The 25,046-nt window shown below is 74.3% G+C and carries 20 protein-coding genes; 8 read left to right on the forward strand and 12 right to left on the reverse strand.

What is annotated here, in order from left to right:
* The first annotated feature begins 165 nt into the window (after positions 1 to 165).
* The 3 genes from RM780_RS16930 (at position 166) to RM780_RS16940 (ending at position 3,691) form a co-directional block, all read left to right on the forward strand.
* Positions 166 to 1,647: a WXG100 family type VII secretion target gene (locus RM780_RS16930; RefSeq protein ID WP_311631569.1), complete on the forward strand. Its 1,482-nt coding sequence runs from the start codon at positions 166 to 168 to the stop codon at positions 1,645 to 1,647.
* Positions 1,648 to 1,729: 82 nt separating this feature from the next.
* Entirely contained in the window at positions 1,730 to 2,872 is a 1,143-nt protein-coding gene (locus RM780_RS16935; RefSeq protein WP_311631570.1) for a S8 family serine peptidase, read from the forward strand.
* A 294-nt stretch (positions 2,873 to 3,166) separates the two neighbouring features.
* Entirely contained in the window at positions 3,167 to 3,691 is a 525-nt protein-coding gene (locus RM780_RS16940) for a hypothetical protein (RefSeq protein ID WP_311631571.1), read from the forward strand.
* Positions 3,692 to 3,716: 25 nt separating this feature from the next.
* Here RM780_RS16940 and RM780_RS16945 read toward each other — a convergent pair whose 3' ends face one another.
* The 4 genes from RM780_RS16945 to RM780_RS16960 all read right to left on the reverse strand — a co-directional run bounded on the left by RM780_RS16945 (position 3,717) and on the right by RM780_RS16960 (position 6,911).
* Positions 3,717 to 4,142, reverse strand: coding sequence for a Fur family transcriptional regulator (locus RM780_RS16945; protein WP_311631572.1), 426 nt, complete (start codon positions 4,140 to 4,142; stop codon positions 3,717 to 3,719).
* Positions 4,143 to 4,205: 63 nt separating this feature from the next.
* Positions 4,206 to 5,075, reverse strand: coding sequence for a metal ABC transporter permease (locus tag RM780_RS16950; protein WP_311631573.1), 870 nt, complete (start codon positions 5,073 to 5,075; stop codon positions 4,206 to 4,208).
* A complete protein-coding gene (locus RM780_RS16955) occupies positions 5,075 to 5,881 on the reverse strand; it encodes a metal ABC transporter ATP-binding protein (RefSeq protein WP_311631575.1) in 807 nt (268 codons plus the stop codon). Before RM780_RS16955 ends, RM780_RS16950 begins: the two co-directional genes overlap by 1 nt.
* Before the next feature lie 46 nt (positions 5,882 to 5,927).
* The gene (locus tag RM780_RS16960; protein WP_394812996.1) at positions 5,928 to 6,911 is read right to left on the reverse strand and encodes a metal ABC transporter substrate-binding protein; all 984 of its coding nucleotides are present in this window, start codon (positions 6,909 to 6,911) and stop codon (positions 5,928 to 5,930) included.
* Between the two features lie 220 nt (positions 6,912 to 7,131).
* Here RM780_RS16960 and RM780_RS16965 point away from each other — a divergent pair, with 220 nt between their 5' ends.
* Positions 7,132 to 8,514, forward strand: a complete 1,383-nt coding sequence (locus RM780_RS16965; RefSeq protein WP_311631577.1) for a glycine--tRNA ligase — start codon at positions 7,132 to 7,134, stop codon at positions 8,512 to 8,514.
* Positions 8,515 to 8,601: 87 nt separating this feature from the next.
* Here RM780_RS16965 and RM780_RS16970 read toward each other — a convergent pair whose 3' ends face one another.
* Complete coding sequence (locus tag RM780_RS16970; RefSeq protein WP_311631578.1) at positions 8,602 to 10,053, reverse strand: MFS transporter; 1,452 nt, start codon at positions 10,051 to 10,053, stop codon at positions 8,602 to 8,604.
* A gap of 102 nt (positions 10,054 to 10,155) precedes the next feature.
* Here RM780_RS16970 and RM780_RS16975 point away from each other — a divergent pair, with 102 nt between their 5' ends.
* Together RM780_RS16975 and dusB are read left to right on the forward strand one after the other, a co-directional pair.
* Positions 10,156 to 11,124, forward strand: a complete 969-nt coding sequence (locus RM780_RS16975; RefSeq protein ID WP_311631579.1) for a helix-turn-helix transcriptional regulator — start codon at positions 10,156 to 10,158, stop codon at positions 11,122 to 11,124.
* Positions 11,121 to 12,305 (forward strand): tRNA dihydrouridine synthase DusB, encoded by a 1,185-nt coding sequence (dusB, locus tag RM780_RS16980; protein ID WP_311631580.1) that lies wholly within the window; start codon positions 11,121 to 11,123, stop codon positions 12,303 to 12,305. The genes RM780_RS16975 and dusB overlap by 4 nt, the downstream gene beginning before the upstream one ends.
* Before the next feature lie 231 nt (positions 12,306 to 12,536).
* Here dusB and RM780_RS16985 read toward each other — a convergent pair whose 3' ends face one another.
* Together RM780_RS16985 and RM780_RS16990 are read right to left on the reverse strand one after the other, a co-directional pair.
* On the reverse strand, positions 12,537 to 14,471 hold the full coding sequence (locus RM780_RS16985) for an amylo-alpha-1,6-glucosidase (protein ID WP_311631581.1): 1,935 nt from the start codon (positions 14,469 to 14,471) through the stop codon (positions 12,537 to 12,539).
* Entirely contained in the window at positions 14,468 to 15,847 is a 1,380-nt protein-coding gene (locus tag RM780_RS16990; RefSeq protein WP_311631628.1) for an MGH1-like glycoside hydrolase domain-containing protein, read from the reverse strand. The genes RM780_RS16985 and RM780_RS16990 overlap by 4 nt, the downstream gene beginning before the upstream one ends.
* Before the next feature lie 208 nt (positions 15,848 to 16,055).
* Here RM780_RS16990 and RM780_RS16995 point away from each other — a divergent pair, with 208 nt between their 5' ends.
* Positions 16,056 to 17,342 carry an ROK family transcriptional regulator gene (locus RM780_RS16995; RefSeq protein ID WP_311631582.1) on the forward strand — a complete coding sequence of 429 codons (1,287 nt, stop codon included), beginning with the start codon at positions 16,056 to 16,058 and terminating at the stop codon, positions 17,340 to 17,342.
* Positions 17,343 to 17,681: 339 nt separating this feature from the next.
* Entirely contained in the window at positions 17,682 to 20,348 is a 2,667-nt protein-coding gene (gene ppdK / locus RM780_RS17000) for a pyruvate, phosphate dikinase (protein ID WP_394812997.1), read from the forward strand.
* 208 nt (positions 20,349 to 20,556) lie between these two features.
* On the opposite strand, the gene RM780_RS17005 is transcribed toward ppdK, so the two are convergent.
* The 5 genes from RM780_RS17005 to RM780_RS17025 form a co-directional block, all read right to left on the reverse strand.
* Complete coding sequence (locus RM780_RS17005; protein WP_311631583.1) at positions 20,557 to 22,122, reverse strand: polyamine aminopropyltransferase; 1,566 nt, start codon at positions 22,120 to 22,122, stop codon at positions 20,557 to 20,559.
* A 4-nt stretch (positions 22,123 to 22,126) separates the two neighbouring features.
* Positions 22,127 to 22,567: a DUF350 domain-containing protein gene (locus tag RM780_RS17010; RefSeq protein ID WP_311631585.1), complete on the reverse strand. Its 441-nt coding sequence runs from the start codon at positions 22,565 to 22,567 to the stop codon at positions 22,127 to 22,129.
* Positions 22,568 to 22,639: 72 nt separating this feature from the next.
* Positions 22,640 to 23,128 carry a DUF4247 domain-containing protein gene (locus tag RM780_RS17015; protein WP_311631586.1) on the reverse strand — a complete coding sequence of 163 codons (489 nt, stop codon included), beginning with the start codon at positions 23,126 to 23,128 and terminating at the stop codon, positions 22,640 to 22,642.
* The gene (locus RM780_RS17020) at positions 23,125 to 23,655 is read right to left on the reverse strand and encodes a DUF2617 family protein (protein ID WP_311631587.1); all 531 of its coding nucleotides are present in this window, start codon (positions 23,653 to 23,655) and stop codon (positions 23,125 to 23,127) included. The genes RM780_RS17015 and RM780_RS17020 overlap by 4 nt, the downstream gene beginning before the upstream one ends.
* A gap of 431 nt (positions 23,656 to 24,086) precedes the next feature.
* Complete coding sequence (locus RM780_RS17025; RefSeq protein WP_311631588.1) at positions 24,087 to 25,022, reverse strand: oxidoreductase; 936 nt, start codon at positions 25,020 to 25,022, stop codon at positions 24,087 to 24,089.
* Positions 25,023 to 25,046 lie beyond the last annotated feature (24 nt).

The raw sequence follows: 25,046 nt of genomic DNA on the forward strand, positions 1-25,046 counted from the left end.
GACCTGGCGTTGAGCGACTTGCGGACCCGGCTGTCGCGAACCAGGGAGGCTTTCGAGTCAGCGTCGCCGCCTGAGCGAGATCATGACTCCTTTCGAGGAGTTGTACGCCCTTCCGCCCGCGGTGGGGCCCATCCTGCCCGGTCACATGCCCCGGAGGGGTGAGGGATGAGCGAGTTCGAGGGGATGACGCACGAACAGCTCTCGGCCCTGGTCGCCTCCGGCCGCCCCGACTGGGCGCTTCACCAGGGGGAGTTGATCGCCGGGCTGCTGCCGTTGCTGGCCGAGACGGGACGTGAGGTGCATGCGCGCTTGATGGCCGTGGAGTGGGAGGGCGAGTCGGCCGAGGGCTTCCGGGGCTGGGCGCGCCATTTCCGGGAGGAGTCCGCGCGGCTGCGCAACTACGGCGCCGCCGTCGTCCAAGGACTCCAGCAGGCCGGCCAGGCCCTCGCGGAGGCGCAGCGCACGATGCCCCCGCCGGGACAGCTCCCCGAGCTGCGCGGCTCCCTCGGAGAGGCCCTCACCGAGGTCGTCACTGAGGACGCAAACGGCTACGCCCGCCAGGAGGCGATCCGTGTCCTGGAGCGGCTGTCCTCGAACTACAACGCGGCGGCCGAACGCCTGGAGACGGCGGAGGAGCCCAACTTCCAGCCGGTCGAAGTGCCCCCCGACCAAAGGTCGGTGATGCCTGACGGCACGGCCGGCGGCCCGGCGTCGCCGGTGGGCTCGGCAGGCGAGGGCCGGGTCAACGGGAGTGCCGTCGCGCCACCGCCGTTTTCGGCGGTAGACGAAACCGGACGCGGGGTCGACATGACGGTGCCCGCCGACTCCTTTGCGCCGCCGGTCGTCCCTCGGCCCGACCACTTGGTGCAAACCTCGCTCGATTCGGTTGCGCCGCCGGAGACCGTTGCCCCGCCGCGCGCGACGGGGGAGTCCGCCCCGGCCGGGACGAGGGTGCCTTCGGGGCCGGGCTTTCCCGTGGGGCTTCCTGGTGTGCCGTCGGTGTCCGGGCCGCCGGTGGGCGGAAGGCGGGGCGGGCCGGGAACGTTCGGGCGTGGGCCTTCGCCGGTCCCGCCGCGGGGGCCGCTGCCTGTCTCCCCGGCGGGCGGTCCTGCCGGGCCGCCGAGCAGGGCCTTTGTGGGTCCGCAGGCTCTTCACGATGCGACGGCTGCTGGTTCGGTGCGTCCGCCTGCTGGTGCTGTGGGTGGGAGCGCGCCGGTGGGCAGGCCGCCGCTGGCCGGGGGGCCCTTGCGGGTGGGCGGGCCGTCCCCGGCGGTGCAGGCGGCGCCGCCGGTGTCGGGTGGGCGGCCCGTGCCGCGGGGGCCGGAGCATGTCCTGCCGCGTGGCGTGGTGATCGGCGGCGGGACGCCCAGCGTCCCGGCGAGCCCGGCGCCCGGCCGTCAGGAGGGTTCCGCCGCCCCGTTGGGGCGGGCGGTGGGTTCGCCGCAGGGGCCGGGTACGCTGCTGCCCCGTCAGGGACAGGCACGGCCGCCGGTGGAGCGTGTCGGTTCCGCTGCTGGGGGTGGCCAGTTCGGGCGCGCTGTCCTGGAGCCGCGCCCGGAGGGTGCGCGGGGAGGGGCGGGCCGCTCCCGGCGTCGGCGGAAGCGGGCCGGGGATGAGACGGGCCGCAGCGGGGAGCGGAATGACTGATCCAACAAGGCGTCCGGCGCGGTCGGCTGCCCGGGTGCTGGCCGTTGTGCTGGCCTGCGCGCTTGGCTGGCTGGGACTGGCAATGCCTGGCGCTACTGCCGCCGTCGCGGGCCAGCCCTGGTACCTCGATACGCTCCGGGCCGAGGAGATCTGGCAGGAGACCCGGGGCGAGGGGGTGACCGTCGCCGTCATCGACAGCGGCGTGGACGCGTCCCGGCCCGAGCTCGACGGGCAGGTGCAGGGAGGCGCGGATTTCACGGCGGGTGAGCGCGGGGCACACGTCGACAATTCAGGCCACGGAACGACGATGGCCGGCCTGATCGCGGGCACCGGGTCAGGCGACGGCATCCAGGGGCTGGCGCCCGAGGCTTCCATCCTGCCCGTCCGGGTGATGAACGACGAGCAAACGGTCTCCTTCGGCGGTCAACAGCGGGTCGCTCAGGGCATCCAGTACGCCGTCGAGCAGGGCGCGAGGGTCATCAACATCTCCGTGGGACCCGGGTTCGCCCCGGCGTACAGCCCGGAGACGGACGCCGCCGTTGCCGAGGCTACGCGTCAGGGCGTGCTCATCGTTGCGGCGGTGGGCAACGACAGCACGGTCGATGACGTGCCGTACCCGGCCGACCGACCGGGCGTTGTGGGCGTTGCCGCAGTCGGTCAGGATGCTCGGCGCCTCGATTTCTCCAACGTGGGCTCCACCGTGGCCCTGGCTGGCCCCGGCAGCGCCATCCCGTCCTATTGCCAAGGCGTGGAGCAAGCCATCTGCCCCGGCGCTGGCGGTACGAGCGCCGCCAGCGCCCTCGTCTCCGCCTCGGCCGCGCTCGTGTGGTCCGCGCATCCGGAGTGGACGAAGAATCAGGTGCTGCGGGCGCTGTTGGAGACGGCCGAGCGGCCGGACGGCGCGGAGCGGGACGATGAGACCGGCTACGGCATGGTCCGGCCGGACCGGGTCATTCTGGACGGCGAGGGGGACCCGGGGGAACCGGATGTCAGCCCGCTGTTCGCGGACTACGAGGCGGGGCTCGACCCGCCGGCGACTCCGGCGCCCCGGCCGGAGAGCCCGGACGCGGAGCCGTCCGGGAGCCCCCTGCCCCAGGCGGGCACGGGGGAGGGGGACTCGGGCTCCTGGCCGTGGATCGGCCTGCTGGGCCTGGCCATCGCGGGGGGACTGGGCACGGTGGCCTGGGCCGTCCGCAGACGGCGGCGGTCGGCCGGCAGGGTCTGAGAGGGATTACGGCAGGACACCGAAAGTTCCCTCGGGGCACCGTCATCGAGAGGTGAACCGGGCGGCGGAGTGGGAGGGGGCCGTGCAGGCCAGCACTGGGCCGCACCGCACTGGACGGCAACGCCGGCTGCTCCGGCGCCGACCGGCCCGGCACCGTACCCGGCGCCCCGCATTCCGAGTTCCGCACCCGGCACGGCCGTTGACGCGGGCGTGTTGGCTTACGGTGGCCGGGGGGCCGCGGGGCGCTCCGTGTGGTCCGGCCCCCTGTCGCTGGAGGGCGTGAGAGGGGGCGCGGTGAGGGTTCGGGGATTCGTCGCCGGGTGTGGCCTGGTGGTGGCCGGCCTGCTGCTGCTCGTTCTGGGGGCGGCAACGATCGCGGTCGGCACGGGGGCGCCCGGACTGGAGACGCGGACCTTCGGCCGCATCAGCTGCTCCTCGGTCACCACCAGGAGCGGCGTCGTGTGGCACTGCTCGGGCGAGAGCCCCGAGCAGGCCCGCGCCAACGACGAGGCCGAGCGGCAGGCGGAGTACGACGCGCTGCGGGCCCACCGCGAGAGCATGGGGCCGCCCCACAGGCGCCAGCACACCGATCTGCGCTTCGTTCCGCACGACGGGCAGCGCGACCCCGGGCGCGTGACCGCCTCGCGCCTCCCGGTGAACGGCTGGTGGATCGCCCACTCCGGGAACGTCGTCGCCACCGGCGTTCTGCTGACGCTCGCGGGCGGTGGCGCCGCGGGATGGGGCGGCTACCGGCTGCGCGGCGCGCGGCGTATGGCCGGGCGCCGGCCGCCGACGGCCGAGGGCGCCGGGGCCGCGTGACGGCCCCGCCCGCGATCAGGGCGCCTCAGTCCTCCGCCGGGTCGCTGTTCGCGCAGTCGCCGCAGGTGCCGAAGATCTCCACCGTGTGGGCCACGTCCACGAAGCCGTGGTCGCGGGCGATCGTTTCGGCCCAGGTTTCGACGGCCGGGCCCTCGACCTCGACGGCCTTGCCGCAGGTGCGGCAGACGAGGTGGTGGTGGTGGTCGTCCGTGCTGCAGCGGCGGTAGACCGCCTCGCCGTCGCTGGTGCGCAGGACGTCGACCTCGCCCGCGTCGGCCAGGGACTGGAGCGTGCGGTAGACGGTCGTCAGGCCGACCGAGTCACCCCGGTGCTTGAGCATGTCGTGCAGCTCCTGGGCACTGCGGAACTCCTCGACCTCCGCGAGGGCCGCCGCGACCGCGGCGCGCTGCCGGGTGGACCTGCCGCGCACCGGCGGCTGAACCGTCCCCACTGTGGCCTCCTTGGCGTTATGGCGTCGTCCCCGCCCCGGCCAGGGTAGCCCCTCGCCCTCCGGTCACGGACGGGCGCCGGCCGGTGCCGGGGCGGGCTCGGGGGCCTCGGCGGCGCGGGCCCGGCGCCTGGCCAGGGGCAGGGCCAGCACCGAGACCAGCAGGAACACGCCCAGCGCGTACAGGACGATCGTGGCCCCGGGCGGCACGTCCGCGTAGTAGGACGTGGTCGTCCCGGCCAGCGAGACGGCGACGCCGATGGCGATGGACAGGCCCAGGGTGGCGGCGAAGCCGCGCGTGGCCTGCTGGGCGGCCACGACCGGGATCACCATGAGGGCGCTGACCAGCAGCAGCCCGACGACCCGCATGGCCACGGTCACGGTCGCGGCGGCGGTGATGGCCAGCAGGAGGTTGAGGGCACGCACCGGCAGCCCGGTGACCCGCGCGAACTCCTCGTCCTGGCAGACCGCGAAGAGCTGCCGCCGCAGCCCGAGGCTGACCAGCAGGACGAACGCCGAGAGCACCGTGATAGCGGTGATGTCCTCGGGCGAGACGGTGGTGACCGAACCCCACAGGTAGGAGGTGAGGTTGGCCGTGGAGCCGCCCGGCGCGAGGTTGATGATCATGACGCCGCCGGCCATGCCGCCGTAGAAGAGCATCGCCAGCGCGATGTCCCCGCGCGCCCGCCCCGAGGAGCGCAGCAGCTCCATCAGGACGGCCCCGGCGGCGGAGACCACGACGGCCGTCCACACGGGGCTGGTGGACAGCAGGAAGCCCAGCGCCACGCCGGTCAGCGCGACGTGGCCGATGCCGTCGCCCATGAGGGCCTGGCGGCGCTGCACGAGGTAGATGCCGACGGCCGGGGCGGCGACGCCGATGAGCAGCGCGGCCTGGAGGGCCCGCTGCATGAAGGGGTAGTCGAGGAGTTCGAGCATCACAGAATCCCCGTCCTGAGCGGGTACCCGGCGGCGGGCTCGGCCTCGTCGGCGGGGTGGCAGGGGTGGTGCTCGTCCTCGCCCGCGGCCAGCTCCGGGCGTTCCACCGTGCGTTCCACCCGGCCGCCGGAGAGGACCACGGCCCGGTCGATCAACGGCCGCAGCGGGCCGAGTTCGTGCAGCACCAGGAGAACGCCCGTGCCGCGCGCGGCCAGGGCCCGCAGCGTTTCGGCCAGCAGGCGCTGGCTGGCCAGGTCGACGCCGGCCAGCGGCTCGTCCATGACCAGCGCCTCGGGGTCGGAGGTCAGGGCGCGGGCGATGAGCACGCGCTGGTGCTGGCCGCCGGAGAGGGCCCCGGCGGAGTCCCCGGCGCGGTCGGCCAGGCCGACCAGGTCCAGGGCGCGGTGCACGGCCTCGCGGTCGGCGCGGCGCAGCGGCAGCAGGCGGCGGCGGGCCAGGCGGCCGGAGGCGACGACCTCGCGGACGGTGGCGGGGACGCCGGAGGCGGCGGTGGAGCGCTGGGGGACGTAGCCGAGCCGGGCCCAGTCGCGGAAGCGGCGCACGGGTGTTCCGAAGAGGTCAAGATCGCCGCCCGCCAGCGGCACCTGGCCGACGGCGGCGCGCACGGCCGTCGACTTGCCGGAGCCGTTCGCCCCGAGCAGCGCGACGACCTCGCCGGGGCCGACGCTCAGGTCGATGCCGTGCAGGACGGGTCGCCCCCCGAGCGAGGCCCGCACGCCGCGCAGGGCGATCAGGGGCGTGGCCGCCTCGCCGGGCGGCTGCGCTTCGTGCGGCTCCTGCTGCATGGGACGCTTCCTCGCTGTCACTCGGTCACTTGTCACTCGCTCGCTGTCACTCCGCGCCGAGGGCCTCGCGGAGCGCGGCCAGGTTGGCGCGCATGACCTCGAAGTAGTCAGCGCCGGGGGAGTCCTCGGTGATTCCCTCGACGGGGTCGAGCACGGCCGTGCGCAGGCCCAGGTCGCCGGCCAGGGTGCGGGCGGTCTCGTCGCTGACCAGGGTCTCGAAGAAGACGGTGGTCACGCGGTCCTCGCGGGCCACGTCCTGGAGCTCGCGCATCCGCTCGGCGCTGGGCTCGGACTCGGGGTCGAGGCCGGTGATGGCCTCCTCGTGCAGGCCGTAGCGCTCGGCGAGGTAGCCGAAGGCGGCGTGCGTGGTGATGAAGGTCTCGGTCTCGGTGGCGGCCAGGCCCTCCGCGAACTCCTGGTCCAGCGCGGTCAGTTCCCCGGCCAGGGTCTGGGCGTTGCGCTCGTAGGCGGCGGCGTTGTCCGGGTCGGCCTCGGCCAGCGCGGCGCCGACGCCCTCGGCGATCTCGGCGTAGCGGACGGGGTCGAGCCAGACGTGCGGGTCGGTGCCGCCGTGGTCGTGGTCGTGGCCCTCGTGCCCGGCCTCGCCCTCCTCGGCGTGCTCCTCCTCGTGGCCCCCGTCCTCGCGGAGGGTGGTGAACGACCCCGCCTCCGCGACGTGCTCGGCCCCGGACTGCTCCACGGCCTCGTCCACGGCCGGCTGGAAGCCCTCCAGGTACAGCACGAGCCCCGCCTCGCTCAGCTCGACTGTCTGCCGGGGGCTGATGTCGAGGTCGTGGGGCTCGGTGCCCGGCTCGGTGAGGCCGGTGACGCCGACGTGCTCGCCGCCGATCCGCTCGGCCAGGAACTCCAGGGGGTAGAAGGAGGCGACCACGTCCAGACGCCCGTCCCCGCTCCCGTCGTCGCCTGTGCCGCAGCCGGCCAGGGCGGTCATGCCCAGGGCGGTGGCCGCGCAGGCGGCGAGGACGGGTATTCGGGAGCGGGAGCGGCGTCTCGTGGTCATGACAGCCATATTCACTCTAATTGGAAACCGTTGTCAAATTCGTCAACTTCATTGTCATCATGATGTGACCGGAGGCCGCGCCGCGCACCCCGGGAGCGGTTCGGCGGGGAGAGCGCGCCGGGGCACACCTGGGCCCGGGCGCCGCCCCTCAACCGATTTGCTGCCGCCCCCTCGTCCGCCGGTAACCTTCAGGGACTTCCATCTCGTCCTTCGTCCCGAAGAGAGCACCGTGGCCGCCGACAAGATCGACACTATCGTCAGCCTCTGCAAGCGCCGTGGCTTCGTCTACCCCAGCAGCGAGATCTACGGCGGGCAGCGAGCCGCCTGGGACTACGGACCCCTGGGCGTGGAGCTGAAGGAGAACATCAAGCGCCAGTGGTGGCGCGCCATGGTCACCTCGCGCGACGACGTCGTCGGGATCGACTCCTCCGTCATCCTGGCCACCGAGGTGTGGGAGGCGTCCGGCCACGTGGCCACCTTCACCGACCCGCTCACCGAGTGCACCTCCTGCCACAAGCGTTTCCGCGCCGACCACCTGGAGGAGGCGTACGAGGCCAAGCACGGCCACGCCCCCGCCTCCGGCCTGGCCGACATCAACTGCCCCAACTGCGGCAACAAGGGCGGCTTCACCGAGCCCAAGCAGTTCTCCGGCCTGCTCTCCACCCACCTCGGCCCGGCCCAGGACTCCGCGTCCATCGCCTACCTGCGCCCCGAGACGGCCCAGGGCATCTTCACCAACTTCGCCGCCGTGCAGCAGACCTCGCGCCGCAAGCCGCCCTTCGGCATCGCGCAGATGGGCAAGTCCTTCCGGAACGAGATCACCCCGGGCAACTTCATCTTCCGCACCCGCGAGTTCGAGCAGATGGAGATGGAGTTCTTCGTCAAGCCCGGCGAGGACGAGCAGTGGCACGGGTACTGGATGGAGCAGCGCTGGAACTGGTACCGCGACCTCGGCCTGTCCGAGGAGAACATGCGCTGGTACGAGCACCCCAAGGAGAAGCTCTCCCACTACTCCAAGCGCACCGCGGACATCGAGTACCGCTTCAACTTCGCGGGCAGCGAGTTCGGCGAGCTGGAGGGCGTGGCCAACCGCACCGACTACGACCTCAACGCCCACTCCAAGGCCTCCGGCCAGGACCTGAGCTACTTCGACCAGGAGGCCGGCGAGCGCTGGACCCCCTACGTCATCGAGCCGGCCGCGGGCGTGGGCCGCACCATGCTGGCGTTCCTCCTGGACGCCTACCGCGAGGACGAGGCGCCCAACGCCAAGGGCAAGCTGGAGAAGCGCGCGGTCCTCGGCTTCGACCCGCGCCTGGCCCCGGTCAAGGTCGGCGTCCTGCCGCTGTCCCGCAACCCGCAGCTCTCTCCGAAGGCCCGCGGCCTGGCCACGGCCCTGCGCCGCCACTGGAACATCGAGTTCGACGACGCGGGCGCCATCGGCCGCCGCTACCGCCGCCAGGACGAGATCGGCACGCCGTACTGCGTGACGGTCGACTTCGAGACCCTGGACGACAACGCGGTCACCGTCCGCGAGCGCGACTCGATGAAGCAGGAGCGCGTCTCCCTGGACCAGATCGAGTCCTACCTGGCCTCCCGCCTGATCGGCTGCTGAGCCGCACCGGTCCCGCGACGAGGGCCCGCCCCCGGCCGGGGACGGGCCCTCGCCCGCAACGTCAGGCCGTGCGTTCGGCCCGCAACGTCAGCCCGTGCGCCCGCCGCCCAGGCGCAGGCTGAGGGCGGTGGTCACCGCGACCGCCGCGAGCTGGACGGTCAGGGTGATCGCCAGGGCCTCGCGCATCGCGCCGGGGGAGTCGGCCAGGGCCAGGAAGAGCGCGCCCAGCAGGGCCACGCCCAGCGCGATGGCGGACTGCTGGGCCGTGGCCATCGCCCCGCCGCCCACGCCCGCCTGCTCCGGCGGGATGTCGGCCAGCACCAGCCGCATCAGCAGCGGCAGTTGCAGACCCTGCCCGAAGCCGGCCACCGCCAGGCCCGGCGCCAGGTCCAGGAAGCCCAGGTCCGGCCAGCCCCGCAGCACGGCCGCCACCAGCGCCACCACGCCCACCGCCTGGACCAGGCCGCCCGTGGTCACCAGCCGCGGCCCGAAGCGGGCGGCCAGCCGGGGCCCGGCCAGCGAGGCCGCGAAGAACGCCAGGGCGTAGGGCACCAGCGCGGTCCCGGCCCGCACCGGCCCGAAGCGCAATCCCTCCTGGAAGGTCAGGGCAACGACGAACATGAACCCGCCGAAGCCCCCGATGCACAGCATCATCGGCGGCATCGCCCGCCGCATACCCGCCGTCCGCAGCAGCGAGGGCGGCACCAGCGGGACGGTGGAGCCCGAGCGTTCCGCCCGCCGCTCCACCGCCACGAAGGCCAGCGCCGCCACCGGGAAGAGCGCCAGCAGCACCCAGGACCAGGCCGGCCACCCGGCGGCGCGGCCCTCGGTCAGCGGCACCAGCAGCGTGGTCAGTGCCGCCGCCAGCAGCGCGGTGCCGGGCAGGTCGACCGGGGCCGGGCGCTCGGCCCTGCTCTCCGGCAGCACCCGCCACACCAGGACCAGCCCGGCCAGCACCACCGGGATGTTCAGCAGGAACACCGACCGCCAGCCGGAGCCCGCCAGGTCGGCCGCCGTCAGCAGGCCGCCGAGGATCTGCCCGGCCACCATCGCCAGGCCCGCCACGGCCGCGTACATGCCGATGGCGCGGGCCCTGCGCTGCCCGGTCGTGGTGGCCTGGATGATGGCCAGCACCTGCGGCACCATCAGCGCCGAGGCAGCGCCCTGCCCCACCCGCGCGGCGATCAGCGTCCACGCGTCCGGCGCCAGGCCGCAGGCCAGCGAGGTCAGGCCGAACGCCGCGAGCCCCGTCAGGAACAGCCGGCGGCGGCCGTAGGTGTCGCCCAGCCGGCCGCCGAGCACCAGCAGCACGGCGTAGGCCACGCTGTACCCGGCCACCACCAGCTCCAGCAGCGCCGGGCTCGCGTCCAGGTCCCGGCCCACCGAGGAGAGGGCGACGTTGACGATGAAGAAGTCGAGCTGGGGGAGCGCGCTGCCGATCAGCACCGTGCACAGGCCGAGCGCGCCGAGGCCCGCCGCCCCGGGCGGCGCGGCGGGGGGCGTCCCCGTCGGGGACGTGCGTATCAACGATTCGGTCACGCCATCGAGCGTCCCGCCCGCCGGAGCCTGGTACCAGAGTGTCCTTATCCTGGTAGAAGCGGTACCCGGCAATACCCTGCGGGCCGGTGGCATCCTGGACCCATGACCACGGCCGACGACATGGGCGCGTGCAGCCGCCGCGGCGAGCTCGCCGCCTTCCTCCGCAGCCGCCGCGAGCGCATCCCGCCCGAGCGCGTCGGCCTGGCCCGCGGCCGGCGCCGCCGCACGCCCGGCCTGCGCCGCGAGGAGGTCGCGCAGCTCGCCAACGTGGGCGTCACCTGGTACACGTGGCTGGAGCAGGCCCGGAACATCCAGGTCTCGGCCGGGGTGCTGGACGCCATCGCCCGCGCCCTGCTGTTCGACGCGCACGAGCGCGCCCACCTCTTCGTCCTGGCCGGGGCCACCGACCCCGCCCCCGGCGCCGAGTCCACGGGCGTGCCGCCCGTGCTCCACGCCATGCTGCGGCAGCTCGAACCCGTCCCGGCCTGCGTGCAGAACGCCCGCTACGACATCCTCGCCTACAACCGCACCTACGGGCGGCTGCTGTGCGACCTCGACGCCCTGCCCCCGGAGGACCGCAACTGCATGCTGCTCGCCTTCACCCACGAGGGCTGGGAGCGCGGCGTCGTGGACCGCGAGGAGACGCTGCGGATGATGGCGGCCAACTTCCGCGCCGCCATGGCCGAGCACCTGGCCGAGCCGGCCTGGCGGCACATGGTGCGGCGGATGCAGCGGGAGTCGGAGGAGTTCCGCGCGCTGTGGGAGCGGCACGAGGTGGCCCGCGCGCCGGTCCTGAAGGTCAAGCGGTTCCGCAACGAGGACGTGGGCCTGCTGCACGTGAACGCGGCCCGGCTGTGGCTCGGCCCCCAGGCCGGCTCCCGGCTGATCGCCTACTTCCCGGACGACGAGGAGACGCGCGAGCGCCTGGAGCGGCTGGGGGATCTGGCGGGCGTCCGCGCGGGCCGTGGGGCCGGGGCCGGGAGCCCGGGCCCGGAGGCCCTGGCGGAGCTGGGAGAATGGGAGACCGCCGTCCCCCTGACCGTGCCCGCCGCGAAGGACCCCGCCCGATGACCAGCCGGCCGCAGCCCCCGCCGACGCCCGCCGCCGCGGCGCCCCTGCCCGGGGCGTTGCAGATCGGTCCGCACACCGTGGACCCGCCCGTGGTGCTCGCGCCGATGGCCGGGATCACCAACGCGCCCTTCCGGACGCTGTGCCGCGAATTCTCCGGCGGGCGCGGCCTGTTCGTCAGCGAGATGATCACCACCAGGGCGCTGGTGGAGCGCAACGACAAGACGATGCGGCTGATCCGCTTCGACGCGGCCGAGAAGCCGCGCTCCCTCCAGCTCTACGGTGTGGACCCGGCGACCGTGGGCCGCGCGGCCCGCATGATCGCCGAGGAGGACCTGGCCGACCACATCGACCTCAACTTCGGCTGCCCCGTGCCCAAGGTGACCCGCCGCGGCGGCGGGTCCGCGCTGCCGTTCAAACGCCCGCTGCTGCGCGCCATCCTGCGCGCGGCCGTTGCCGGGGCGGGCGGCCTGCCCGTGACCATGAAGATGCGCAAGGGCATCGACGAGGACCACCTCACCTATCTCGACGCGGGCCGGATCGCGGTGGAGGAGGGCGTCAGCGCCATCGCCCTGCACGGGCGGACCGCCGCGCAGCACTACGGCGGCGAGGCCGACTGGTCCGCCATCGCCCGCCTGAAGGAGGCCGTTCCCGAGATCCCCGTGCTGGGCAACGGCGACATCTGGTCCGCCGGGGACGCGGCGCGGATGATGCGCGAGACCGGCTGCGACGGCGTCGTCGTCGGCCGCGGCTGCCTGGGCCGCCCCTGGCTCTTCGCCGACCTCGTCGCCGCCTGCGACGGCCGCGGGCCCGAGGCGTACGCCCGGCCCTCGCTGCGGGAGGTGGCTCAGGTGATGCTGCGGCACGCGCGGCTGCTGGGGGAGTGGGCGGAGGACGAGGCGCGCGGCGTGATCGACTTCCGCAAGCACGTCGCCTGGTACACCAAGGGCTTCACCATCGGCTCCGAGGCCCGGCGGCGGCTGGCCGTCGCCTCCTCGCTGGAGGAGCTGGCGGCCCTGCTCGCGGACCTCGACCTCGACCAGCCCTGGCCCCCCGGCGCGGACGGCCCCCGCGGCCGCACCTCGGGCCGCAACCGCGTCGTCCTCCCCGACGGCTGGCTGGACGACCCGGAGGACGCCACGTCCCCGGCCTGCGAGGCCGAGTCCGACATCTCGGGCGGCTAGGGCGCCAGGGGCGCGGCGGCCCCGGCGCGGGCGCCCGCGCCGGCTCCGGGCTCTCCCGCCCCGCCGCCCCGCGCAGCTCCGCCTCCGGGCGCAGCCGTTCGTGCGCCCCAGCATCTCGCACGCCGAGCGGGTGCCCGGCAGCGGCAGCAGCCGGTCGCTGCCCCGCAGGAAGGGCGCGAGGCCGCGCCCCCGCCCCGGCCGGTGGGGCCGGGGCGGCGTGCGGGAGGGCCGTTACGCCGTCGCCGGCTCCTGCTCGCCCGTCACGGCGGTCAGCAGCGCGAAGGGGGAGGCCGCCGACCAGGACTGGGGGGAGCAGGCGTGGGGGTAGGGCACGGGCTCGGGGTGGTCGGCGCGGGCGTAGCCGCCGATCACCTCCGGCATCCGGTACTCGTGGCGGGCCGCCATCTCCAGCAGGCCCCGGGCCACCGTCGCGGCCTGCTCCCGCAGGCCGTACCGGGCCAGGCCCAGCGCGGCGATCGCGGAGTCGTGCGGCCAGACGCTGCCCCGGTGGTAGGACAGCGGGTGGTACGCGTCCTGGCCCGAGGCCAGCGTCCTGATGCCCCAGCCGGTGAAGAACGCGGGGGAGAGCAGGCGTTCCGCCACCGCCTCGCCGCGCTCCTGGTCCAGGATGCCCGTCCACAGCAGGTGCCCGGCGTCCGAGCCGAGGGCGTCCGCCCGCCGGCCCCGGCCGTCCACGGCCAGCGCGGGGAACTCGCGGTCCGCCAGCCAGAAGTGCGACAGGAAGCGCGTCCGCAGCCGGTCCGCCTCCTCCTCCATGCGGTCCGCGTACGCCGGGTCGCCCCAGGCCGAACGCGCCAGCGACGCGGCCTGCCGCAGCGCGTCGTAGGCGTACCCCTGGGCGGCGGCGGCCGTCACCACGCCCTTCACCGGCGTGCCGTCGGCGAAGCAGATCGCCCCGGCCGAGTCCTTCCAGGACTGGTTCGTCAGGCCGCCCGCGTCCCCCCGGTACAGCAGGAAGCCGTGGTCGGCCAGCCCGCCGAAGCGGAACATCCACTCCACGGCGGCCCGCGCGTGGCGTTCGAGGCGCTGGGCCAGCTTGTCGTCTCCGGTCACCCGCGCGTGGGCGCCCAGCAGCATCAGGAACAGGGGCGTGGCGTCGACCGAGCCGTAGTACCGCCCGTAGGGGACCTGGCCGAAGTAAGCCAGCTCGCCGTGCCGCATCTCGTGCACGATCTTGCCCGGCTGGGCGACCCGGTCGGCCTCCTCGCCGCGGGCCTGGGCGGCGGCCAGCGCCAGCAGCGTGGCGGCGGCGAGCTCGGGGCGGGCGGGCAGCGTGAAGAGGGAGGTGATCAGCGCGTGGCGGCCCAGCAGCGCCAGGAACCACGGCACGCCCGCGCCCGGCACGCGCAGGGTCTCCCCGTCCGGCCCGGTCGCGGAGACCCGCAGCGCGGACAGGTCGGCCAGGCCCTGCGCGCAGGCCCGCCCCAGGTCCGGCCAGTCCTCGGGAATCTCCACCCGCTCCTCGTGGGCCGGGGCCGGGAAGACGCGGGCCGAGCCGGCGGCGGGCTCGGCGCCGCCGTGCGGGTGCGCCTGCACGCGCAGGAACAGCTCGGCCGAGCCGTGCGCCTCCAGGTCGAGCAGCCAGCACAGGCGCCGCGCGCCGCTGCCCAGGTCCTCCACGGCGTCGGGCGCGGGGTCGGCGGTGACCACGGTGCGGGAGTGCCACTCGCGGCGGTGGTAGGCGAACTCGACGCCGTCCGGCAGGGCGGTGCGCGTGCGCACGGCGTGCGGCTTGTCGTACCAGCGGTGGTCGGAGCGCAGCTCGAACTGGTCGGCGAAGTCCGCGTTGACCGTGATCGCGACCAGCGTGGTGGAGGCGTCGCCGCGGTTGCTGCTGAGCCGGATGCGCTCGGCCAGCGCCCCGTCGGCCACGGACTGCTCGCGGAAGACGGTCAGCGCCGGGGCCTCCGCGCGGCTGCCGCGCGGGGTGAGAACGCTGGTGCTGCGCGAGCCGGTGGACGCGGCGGGCACGAGCACGGTGGGCACGCCGCCGTCCACCGTGAGCTGCCAGCGGCTGAGGTGCCGCGCGTCCCTGGCGAAGAACCCCAAGGGGTGGATGCCCCGCTCGTCGGTGATGTCCCCCGAGGGACCGACGGCGGCGAAGACGCCGTCCTGAACGAGCAGACAGGGCTGGGTACCGCTCACCGTGCCTCCTGCAGCGCGGGTCGAAGCGAATGATGAGCCGATGCCGTGTACTCCTCGCGGAGCCGGGCGCGCTCGCCGGGGGCGAGCAGGTCGACCGTGACGGCCGCGGTCCAGCTGAAGTCCCGGGTGCCGCGCGCCTCGCCCGTGAAGGGGTCGACGTACTCGGCGTACCCGGAGCCGGCCGCCGAGCGCACCAGGGAGTGGCGCAGCGCGTCGGCCTGCAGGTCGGCGCCGTACCGGCGCAGGCCGCGCTCGACCAGCCAGTTGACGTTGAACCACGCGGGGCCGCGCCAGTACCGGGCCGGGTCGAAGCCCTTGCCGGCCAGGTCGTAGCTGGGGACCAGGCGGGTGGTGCCGCCCAGGCCGAAGCGGGGGCCGGCGGCGGTGCGCAGCAGGGCGCGGGCGACGTCGTCGGGCAGGCCCGGCAGGATCAGCGGCAGCAGCCCGGCGGCGCTGCGCTCGGGGATCGTCTCGTTCGCGACCACGTCCCGGCACAGGAACATGCCCTCCTGCGGGCTCCACAGACGCTTGAGCAGGGTGGTGGTGAGCTGGGCGGCGCGCACCTGGTGGTCGGCGGGGTCCTCGCCCAGCTCGGCGGCGATCTCGGCCAGCGCGTGCTCGGCGGCGATCAGCAGGGCGTTGAGCCCCGGGTCCTCCACGGCGAACGGCTGGCGGCCGGGGTCGTCGGCGTACCCCTGGTCGCGGTAGTGCTCGGCCAGGCGGACGTAACGCCCGTAGTCGAGGTCGGTGGGCCGGTCCGCGGGGCAGCCGTGGTCGAGGTCGGCGCGGTGGAAGGAGGCGGAGGCGGCCGGCTCGATGCGGGCCAGCGGCGGGTCCCAGCACGGACTGTTGTCCATGCCGGACTCCCAGGGGTGGACGATGGACGCCAGGCCCAGGCCGCCGAGGTCGCGGCGCTCGGTGAGGTACCGCTGCCAGGCGACCAGGCGGGGGTAGACGCGGCGCAGGAAGCCCCGCCGCTCGGAGGCGGCGGGGTCGGCCTGGTGCACCAGCCAGGCGGCGAGCGCGTGGATGGGCGGCTGGACGATCCCGGAGGTCTCGGCGCCGGCGGGGGCCCCGGCCGCGCTGCCGGCGGTGGAGGAGCGCCAGAAGTCCGGACTGGGGAAATACGCCGTCAGCGGGACGGCCGGATTGAACACGATGTGGGGGATGCGCCCGTCCTCCCACTGGGAGGCCAGCAGCGTCTCCAGCTCGCGCTGGGCGCGGAAGGGGGAGAGGTGGCGCAGGCCGATGGCGATGAAGCCGGAGTCCCAGCTCCACTGGTGAGGGTAGAGCGTCCGTGAGGGCACCGTGGAGGAACCCGTCCAGTTCTGCGCGAGTACGCGGCGTGCTCCGCTGTATGCGATCGAGGTTGCGATCGAGTCAGGACGGGGGGACTGGCCAGCGCTTTCCACGTGAGCTCCGAAGTACGTTGGTTATGCCGCTTTGGGGCAGCTGCACCGTTTGTTTTGTCGAAGGTACCGTAGAGTTACGTCTACTTAACAAGCAAAAGTACCGCTGTAATATCTACTTCACAAGCTGAAGGAGGGCAGGAATTCGGGGCGGCGCCCGGGGAAGGCGGCAGGCATGAGCCAGGCGAGCCAGGCCAGCGCGGGTCACCTGCTGCGGCTGATCCGCAGCGGCGAGGCGAGCACCCGCGGCGAGCTCCAGCGTGTGACGGGTCTCTCCCGCTCGACCGTCGGCCACCGCCTCGATCAGCTCTTCCGCGCCGGCTGGATCCGCGAGACCGCCGGGGACCCCGTGGACGCCCCCACGGGCGGGCGGCCCTCCCTGCGGCTGGAGTTCGACGCCTCCCACGCGGTGGTCCTGGTCGCCGACCTGGAGACGCGGCACGCCCGCGCCGCCGTCCTGGACCTGGGCGGGTCGATGCTCGCCGAGCACTCCGGGGCCCTGCTGATCAACCAGGGGCCGGGCGAGGTGCTGGACCGGCTGGGGCAGTGGTTCGCGATGCTGCTGGAGAAGGCGGGCGTCGGCGCGGCGGCTGTGTGCGGCATCGGCCTGTCCATGCCGGGCCCGGTGGACCCCGCCTCCGGCCTGGTGATCCAGCCCCCGATCATGCCCGGCTGGGACCGCTACCCGGTGGTGGAGGGGATGCGGCGCTCGTTCGCCGCTCATGTGAGCGGCGCCGGGCAGGGGGTGGAGGCCGTTCCCGTCCTGGTGGACAACGACGCCAACCTGATGGCCCTGGCCGAGCAGCGGCACGGCTTCCCCGACTGCGCGGCGTTCCTGCTGGTCAAGGTGTCCACCGGCATAGGGGCCGGGGTGGTGGTGCGCGGCGAGCTGTACCGGGGGATCGACGGCGCGGCCGGTGACATCGGGCACATCCGGCTGAGCGAGCACGCAGGGGCGCTGTGCCGCTGCGGCCAGTACGGCTGTCTGGCGGCGGTGGCCAGCGGGCGCGCGCTGGCCGAGCAGCTGACGGCCGCCGGCATCCCGACGGCCTCCGGCTCGGGGGTGCGTGACCAGCTCGCGATCGGGCAGCCGGACGCGGTGCGGCTGGCCCGGGACGCCGGGCGGCTGGTCGGCGAGGTGCTGGCCACGGTCGTCACGCTCCTCAATCCCGGGGTGCTGATGATCGCGGGCGACCTGACGGGGCCGCCGTTCCTGACCGGGGTGCGGGAGTTGCTTTACCAGCGTGCCATGCCCCGGACAACGGCCTACCTCCAGGTGGTCACCTCGCGGCTGGGGGACCGGGCGGGCCTGGCCGGGGCGGCGGCGATGGTCGTGGAGTCGCTGTACGCGCCGGACCGCGCCGACGCGCGGCTGGCGGCGCTCGCCGGGGGCGGCCCCGGGGGCTCCCCGGCGTTCGAGGCGGGGTCCGCCCCCGGCCCCGCGGCGCCTGGCACTGAGTGACTCCGGGCGTGGCCGAGGGCGTTCCCGGGTAGGTGATTCCGGGGGCGGAAGGCCGCTCATACCCCCCGGATCGACCTCTCAGCGGCACGGAGTGCCGCGTGAAATCGACTTTTGCGCCGCTGAACGGCCGGAATTTCGTAGGGAATCCGCCCTTCGTGTCCGTTTTATCAGCGTGATGCCTGCCACGTATGATGACGGAAACGCTCAGATGAGCGGCTGGCGGGGTAATCTCCCGCTGTCAGGGCAGCCGTTCACGAGGAGTCGAGTCCCGTGCCGGATACACACACGTCAACCCTCATCACTCCCGCGCCCACGGCGCAGCCTGGGACGGCGACCACTGTGAAGTACGTGTACGACTTCACCGAGGGCCACAAGGACCTCAAGGACCTGCTGGGCGGCAAGGGCGCGAACCTCGCCGAGATGACCCGGCTCGGCCTTCCGGTCCCACCGGGCTTCACCATCACCACGGACGCGTGCCGGGAGTACCTGCGCACGGGCTCCGAGCCGGCCGCCCTGCGCGAGGAGGTCAGCGCGCACCTCGCCGCACTTGAGCAGCGCATGGGCAAGCAACTGGGCCGCGGCGACGACCCGTTGCTGGTCTCGGTCCGCTCCGGCGCGAAGTTCTCCATGCCCGGCATGATGGACACGGTCCTCAACATCGGCCTCACCGACGACTCGGTGGGCGCGCTGGCCGCGCAGGCCGGCGACGAGCGATTCGCCTGGGACTCCTACCGGCGCCTCATCCAGATGTTCGGCAAGACCGTGCTCGGCATCGAGGGCGACCTCTTCGAGGACCGGCTCGACGAGGCCCGCGCCCGGGCCGGCGTCACCTCCGACGTCGAGCTGACCGCCGACGAACTGCGCAAGCTGGTCGACCAGTTCAAGGACATCGTGCGCGAGCACACGGGCCGGGAGTTCCCCCAGGACCCGCGCGAGCAGATGGACCTGGCCATCCACGCGGTCTTCGACTCCTGGAACGGCGAGCGGGCCCGCCTCTACCGCCGCCAGGAGCGCATCCCGCACGACCTGGGCACGGCCGTCAACGTCTGTTCCATGGTCTTCGGCAACCTCGGCCCCGACTCCGGCACCGGCGTCTGCTTCACCCGCGACCCCGCCACCGGCCACCAGGGCGTCTACGGCGACTACCTCCAGAACGCCCAGGGCGAGGACGTCGTCGCCGGCATCCGCAACACCGTGCCGCTGGCCGAGCTGGAGCGCCTGGACCCCGCCTCCTACGCCGAGCTCCTGCGCATCATGGAGACCCTGGAGAATCACTACCGGGACCTGTGCGACATCGAGTTCACCATCGAGCGCGGCAAGCTGTGGATGCTCCAGACCCGCGTGGGCAAGCGCACCGCCGCCGCGGCGTTCCGCATAGCCGTCCAGCTCATCGACCAGGGCCTCATCGACGAGACCGAGGCGCTGGCCCGCGTCACCGGCGCGCAGCTCGCGCACCTGATGTTCCCGCGCTTCGACGCCGACTCCGGCGCCGACCACGTTGCCGGCGGCATCGCGGCCTCCCCGGGCGCGGCCGTGGGCGCGGTGGTCTTCGACTCGGCAACGGCCGTGGCGCGCGCCGCCGAGGGCGAGCGCGTCATCCTGGTCCGCCGCGAGACCAACCCCGACGACCTGGACGGCATGATCGCCGCGCAGGGCATCCTCACCTCCCGGGGCGGCAAGACCTCGCACGCCGCGGTCGTCGCCCGCGGCATGGGCAAGACCTGCGTCTGCGGCGCCGAGGAGCTGCGGGTGGACGCCGCCGCCCGCGAACTCACCACCGCCGCCGGGACGGTGATCCGCGAGGGCGAGGTCATCTCCATCGACGGCACCAGCGGCAAGGTCTACCGCGGCGAGGTACCCGTGGTGCCCTCTCCGGTCATGGAGTACTTCGAGGGCACCACCCGGCCGGGCCCCGAGGCCGACGACCTCGTCAACGCCGTCCACCGGCTGATGAGCCTGGCCGACGACGCCCGCCGCCTGGCGGTGCGCGCCAACGCCGACACCGCCGAGGACGCCGCGCGCGCCCGCCGGTTCGGCGCCCAGGGCATCGGCCTGTGCCGCACCGAGCACATGTTCCTGGGCGAACGCCGGGAGCTGGTCGAGCGGCTGATCCTGGCCGAGTCGGACGGCGAGCGCGAGGCGGCCCTGGCGGCCCTCCTGCCGCTTCAGCAGGGCGACTTCACCGAGCTGTTCACGGCGATGGACGGCCTGCCGGTGACCGTGCGGCTGATCGACCCGCCGCTGCACGAGTTCCTGCCCGACCTCACCGAGCTGTCGGTGCGCATCGCGCTGGAGGAGAAGCCCAGCGAGACGGACCTCAAGCTGCTGGCCGCCGTGCGGCGCCTGCACGAGCAGAACCCCATGCTGGGCCTGCGCGGCGTGCGCCTGGGCCTGGTCGTCCCGGGCCTGTTCACCATGCAGGTGCGGGCGATAGCCGAGGCCGCGGCGCGGCGGCGGCTGGCCGGCGCCGACCCGCGGCCCGAGATCATGATCCCGCTCGTCGGGACCGTGCAGGAGCTGGAGATCGTCCGGGACGAGGCCGAGGCCGTCATCGCGGAGATCTCCCGGGAGCACGGCGTCGAGCTGAACATCCCCGTCGGCACCATGATCGAGCTGCCCCGCGCCGCTCTGACGGCCGGTCAGATCGCCGAGAGCGCCGACTTCTTCTCCTTCGGCACCAACGACCTCACCCAGACCGTCTGGGGCTTCTCCCGCGACGACGTCGAAGCCAGCTTCTTCGGCGCCTACTTGGAGAAGGGCATCTTCGGGGTCTCTCCGTTCGAGACCATCGACGCCGATGGCGTCGGCTCCCTGGTCCGGGCAGCCGCGACCGCAGGCCGGGCGACCCGCCCCGACCTCAAGCTCGGCGTATGCGGTGAGCACGGCGGCGACCCGGAGTCGGTGCACTTCTTCCATCGGGTGGGCCTGGACTACGTGTCCTGCTCACCGTTCCGTATCCCCATCGCCCGGCTCGAAGCCGGCCGGGCGGCAACGGCGGTCTCCTGACCGCCGGGGACGACCGGGCCACCTCTCCCCGCTCCCCGGAAACCCTCACCGGCGGAGAGCCCCGGACGTCCCTTGGGGACACCCCCCGGGGGCGGCGTCTGTGCGGAGGCGCCGCCCCCGGCCTACCGCGGCCGGCCCCCCGGGGCCGGCCGCGGCCCGGCCCCCGCTGGCCGGGGGCACGCCGCGCGCGGCCCGCCCGCTCCGACGGCTAGTCCAACTGCCACTCGCCCTGGGCGTATTCCAGCACCGCCGGGTCCATCAGCGTGCTGGACCGCACCTCGCGTTCGCGCCGGTCCAAGGGAAAGACGGTGGAGGCCCGCAGCACCGCCTCGTCCAGGAACCGCAGCGGCGGAACGTCCCGCGCCAGCCGCAGCGCCGGCCCCTCCGCCTCGGGTCCTCCCGGCGCGGCGAGCACGAAGCCCCAGTTCCCGAAGCTGGGCACGTCGACCTGGTAGGGCGTCGTCGCGAAGCCCGAGGCCCGCAGCGTGGCGTCGATCGACCAGTAGGTGCGCGGCGCGAAGAACGGCGACCCGGCCTGCACCACCACCCGGCCCTCCGGCGCCAGGGCGCGGGCGAGCATCGAGTAGATCTCCACCGTGTACAGCTTCGCCGTGGCCGTGTCCTCCGGGTCGGGGAAGTCCACGATCACCGTGTCGAACCGGGCCGCGGGCGCGGTGTCCCGTAGCCAGGCGAAGGCGTCCGCGTGCACCACCTCCACCCGCGGATCGGCGAAGGACTCGTCGTTCAGGTCCCGCAACGGGCCGTAGGAGGAGGCCAGTTCGGTCACCGCCGGGTCCAGCTCCACCAGCGTCACCCGCTCCACGCCCGGGTAGCGCAGGATCTCCCGCAGCGCCAGCCCGTCCCCGCCGCCCAGCACCAGCACCGAGGACCCGCCGCCGGACAGCGCCGGGTGCACCAGCGCCTCGTGGTACCGGTATTCGTCCACCGAGGAGAACTGCAGGTCCCCGTTCAGGAACAGCCGCAGGTCCGCCTCCCGGTTGAACGCCAGCGAGCGCGTGAGGACGATCTCCTGGTACGGCGTGCGCTCCGCGTGCACGATCGGGTCCCGGTACAGCCGCTGACGGGCCGTCACCTCAACGTCCCCGGCGTACACATAGGCCGCTCCCAGCAGCGCCAGCACCCCCACCATCCCCGTCAGCAGCCCGGCCCGCACGTGCCGCCTGGTCTGCCGCCGGAAGATCCACAGCACCGCGCTCACACCGACCAGGGCGTTCACCGCGCCCACCACCAGCATGCCCTTGAGCTGCCCGAACGTCGGCAGCAGCACCAGCGGGAAGCTCAAGCCCCCCACCAGCGCGCCCAGGTAGTCCACCGCGAACATGTCGGCGACCGCCCCGCCCGCCTCCTGCCGCCGTATGCGCTGGAGCATCGTCATCAGCAGCGGGATCTCGGCCCCGATCAGCAGGCCCACGGCGAAGGCGACCAGCGTCATCGCCGGGGTGTAGATCCGCGCCCAGGCGAAGACCACGTACAGCACCAGCACCGACAGGCCGCCCACCAGCGCCAGCAGCGCCTCCACCAGAGCGAACGCCCCCACCGCGCGCCGCTGCAACGGCTTGGCCGCCAGCGAGCCGACGCCCATCGCGAAGACCATCACCGAGAGCACCAGCGAGGTCTGGAAGACGGTGTTGCCGATCAGGTAGCCGCCCAGCGCCACCAGCGCCAGCTCGTAGGCCAGGCCGCAGGCCGCGCACAGGAAGACGGTCAGCAGAAGCAGGAACCGCGCCGCACGGGGGCGCGCTATCACCGGCACGCCGTCACGAGAGCGCCGCGCCGACCATCAGCGCCGTGCCGACGTACGTCGCGCCCTGTACCCAGGCGGCCGGGTGCGGCCGGTTGTCCCGGTCCTCCAGCACCGCGGCGCCCATCGGCCCCGGCGTGATGAAGCCGACCACCGCGAAGACCAGCGTCATCACCACCACGCCCGCCAGGCCGTACACGCCCGTGCTCAGCAGCCCGTAGCCCAGGCCGTCCTCCGATTCGCTGGCGCCGATCGCGGCCTCCACGACCAGGCCCACGCCCAGCATCTGCCCGGCCAGCACCACGGCCGCGCCCTTGTTGCGGTCGGTCCACACCACCCGGGCAAGCTGGCCGGGGGTCACCAGGTCCAGCGCCACGAAGGCGACCGCCATCACGGCGAAGCCCACCAGCCCGTACAGCAGGGCCTCGCCCGCCGACTCGAAGATCTCTGCCACCATGTGCCTTCCTCGCCGTCTTCCCGAATCCCCCCGCCTGCCGCGCCGCCTGGCTCATCCGCCGCCCGGCGCGGGCTACTTGCCCGAGCCAGGACCCCCGCCCCTGAACTCCTCGCCCGTCCCCGAGCCCGCCGGCCACCGGTGCGCCACGTGCGCGCTGTAGCGGGTGCGGCCCGTGGCGTAGGGCTCGATGTCGATGCCGCTGCCGCCGCCCGAGTGCGGGATCACCGCGACCAGGTCCTCGTCGTAGCGCAGGAAGACCATCCCGTTGCGGTCGATGCGGTCCCGCGCGCCCCGCTCGCCCTCGATCTCGTCCGCCACCCGGGCCGGGGCGTCCACCGGGTCGCGGTAGTCCGCGTTCCCGGACAGCGCGGCCGGCTCGTAGGTGGAGGCGATCCAGCCCCGCGGCACCTGCGGGTCGGAGCCGCCGCCGCAGCCCGTCGCCACGGCGGCCAGCAGCAGCGCCGCGCCCACCGCCGCCCGGGCGCGCCGCCCTGCCCGTGGGCGGGCGCCGCCTCCGCGTCCCTGTTCGCGCAACCGTCCGCGCCGCTGTCCGCCGCTCACGCCGCTCCAGCCCCTTCCATGTCTATCCGGGTGCGGGTCTCCACGATCTGGCCGGTCTGCGGGTAGGCGTGCCAGGTCCGCCAGACCAGAAGGTGATCCGCCGCTCGCCACGCTGCGAGGGCCGTAAGGGCGTCCGGCGAGCCGGGGAAGACCCCGCACAGCGCCCCCGGCCGCCCGGCCAGGGCCCCGCGCAGCCGTCCCGCCCGCCCGGAGAACTCCTCCGCCGGCAGGCGCCGCACCCGGGAGGTGAACCGGTAACGCCAGCCCGCGATGTCCTCGTCCACCACGGCCGGCGGCCCGCCGTCGCACCGCCCGGCCAGGCACGCTAGCGTCTCCCGCACCGGTCCCGCGAACACCTGGTGCGAGGCTCCCAGCAACCGCAACTCGACTGTTATTCCGTCGAGTTGCACCTCCGCCGTCGCCAGGGGCCGCTGGGCGGGAAGGCCGAGTGCGAACGAGAGCTGCTCGGCCCGCGTGTCCAGATAGGGGGTCGCCAGCGGCAGTGCGCGGGCATGGCCGGGCCCCACCTCCGTGCCCCGACCCCTCATTGCCTTGCCCTCGCCGTGCGTCCCCGATGACCGGGCGAGTATGCCACGCCCGCGCGCGCCCCGCCGACCGGGCGCCGCACGGCCCCGCGGGTGAACGGCCGTGCCGGGGACGAGGGTTGAGGCCGGGCGTGGAGGGCGAGGGGTGCGTCCGGCGCCCGCTCGGGTGGCCTCGCCGTGGGCGGAGGGGGCCGCTGACGCGGATGCCCGCGGGAGGCCAGGACCAACAGCGTTCGCCGGAGCGGTCCGCTGATCCCCCCGTTCCCGAGCGGCGCCGAACGGGCCCCACCTTGGCGGAGAACCACCCGCTCAGGCGAGCGATTTCGTCCAGGGATGAAACTCCGCGCGCGCAAGTGCGGCGAGGTGCAAGTGAATTTGCGCGAAGGTTTGCGGTCCCTGGCATATGCCTCGGCTCAGGGCCGCCAGTGCACGCCCGTCAGCTCCTCCGAGGCCCGCCACAGCCGCGCCGAGAGCAGGTCGTCCCGCGTCCACGGCGCCCTCCAGCGCCCGCCGGGGCCGCCGCGCAGCGTGCGCGCCCCCAGGGCCGCCGGGCCCGTGAAGGAGTCCGGCGCCACGTCCGGCGCGGTCGCCGCGTAGAGGGAGGGCATCGCGCCCACCTCGGCCGGCGCGGCCAGCAGCCGGTTCGCCAGCCGCGCGGCCCGCTCCCGCCCCGGGGAGCCCGACAACCGCGCCCCGCGCGCCTGGAGTTCGGTGGCCGCGTACCCGGGGTGAACGGCCGCCGCCACCACGTCCCGTCCGCGAAGCCGCCGCGCCAGCTCGTGCGTGAACAGCAGGTTGGCCGTCTTGGACCGCGCGTAGGCCACCCACCGCCCGTACCGGCGGCGGGAGTTGAGGTCGCGCAGGTCCACGTTGGAGGCCAGGTGCAGCAGGCTGGAGACGGTCACCACCCGCGCCCCCGGCGCGGCCAGCAGCCGGTCGAGCAGCAGCCCGGTCAGCGCGAAGTGGCCCAGGTGGTTGACCCCGAACTGCGACTCGAAGCCGTCCACCGTCCGCGCGCGCGGCACCGCCATCAGCCCGGCGTTGTTGATCAGCACATCCAGCGGCCGTTCCCCCCACTCCCCGGCGAACGCCCGCACCGAGGCCAGGTCCGCCAGGTCCAGCAGCCGCAACTCGGCGCGTGCCTCAGGCACTTCGCCCAGCAGCCGCTCCAGCGCGGCCTGCCCCCGCTGCTGGCTGCGGCAGGCCAGCACCACCCGCGCCCCCCGGCGGGCCAGCTCGCGCGCGGTGACGAAGCCCAGGCCGCCGCTGGCCCCCGTCACCACGGCGCTGCGGCCCACGAGGTCGGGGATGTCGCGTACCGTCCAAATCCTGCCGGCTCTGCCTGCCATGTCCCCAGCGTAGGCCGCCCGCCG

The organism is Streptomyces boetiae, from assembly GCF_031845405.1.
GTDB lineage: Bacteria > Actinomycetota > Actinomycetes > Streptomycetales > Streptomycetaceae > Streptomyces > Streptomyces boetiae.

Bases quoted from the DNA above. Each gene is read 5' to 3' on its own strand.
- RM780_RS16930 (WP_311631569.1), top strand. From the start codon at position 166: ATGAGCGAGTTCGAGGGGATGACGCACGAACAGCTCTCGGCCCTGGTC.
- RM780_RS16935 (WP_311631570.1), top strand. From the start codon at position 1,730: ATGCCTGGCGCTACTGCCGCCGTCGCGGGCCAGCCCTGGTACCTCGAT.
- RM780_RS16950 (WP_311631573.1), bottom strand. From the start codon at position 5,075: ATGCTCGAACTCCTCGACTACCCCTTCATGCAGCGGGCCCTCCAGGCC.
- RM780_RS16955 (WP_311631575.1), bottom strand. From the start codon at position 5,881: ATGCAGCAGGAGCCGCACGAAGCGCAGCCGCCCGGCGAGGCGGCCACG.
- RM780_RS16960 (WP_394812996.1), bottom strand. From the start codon at position 6,911: ATGGCTGTCATGACCACGAGACGCCGCTCCCGCTCCCGAATACCCGTC.
- RM780_RS16975 (WP_311631579.1), top strand. From the start codon at position 10,156: ATGACCACGGCCGACGACATGGGCGCGTGCAGCCGCCGCGGCGAGCTC.
- dusB (WP_311631580.1), top strand. From the start codon at position 11,121: ATGACCAGCCGGCCGCAGCCCCCGCCGACGCCCGCCGCCGCGGCGCCC.
- RM780_RS16995 (WP_311631582.1), top strand. From the start codon at position 16,056: ATGAGCCAGGCGAGCCAGGCCAGCGCGGGTCACCTGCTGCGGCTGATC.
- RM780_RS17010 (WP_311631585.1), bottom strand. From the start codon at position 22,567: ATGGTGGCAGAGATCTTCGAGTCGGCGGGCGAGGCCCTGCTGTACGGG.
- RM780_RS17025 (WP_311631588.1), bottom strand. From the start codon at position 25,022: ATGGCAGGCAGAGCCGGCAGGATTTGGACGGTACGCGACATCCCCGAC.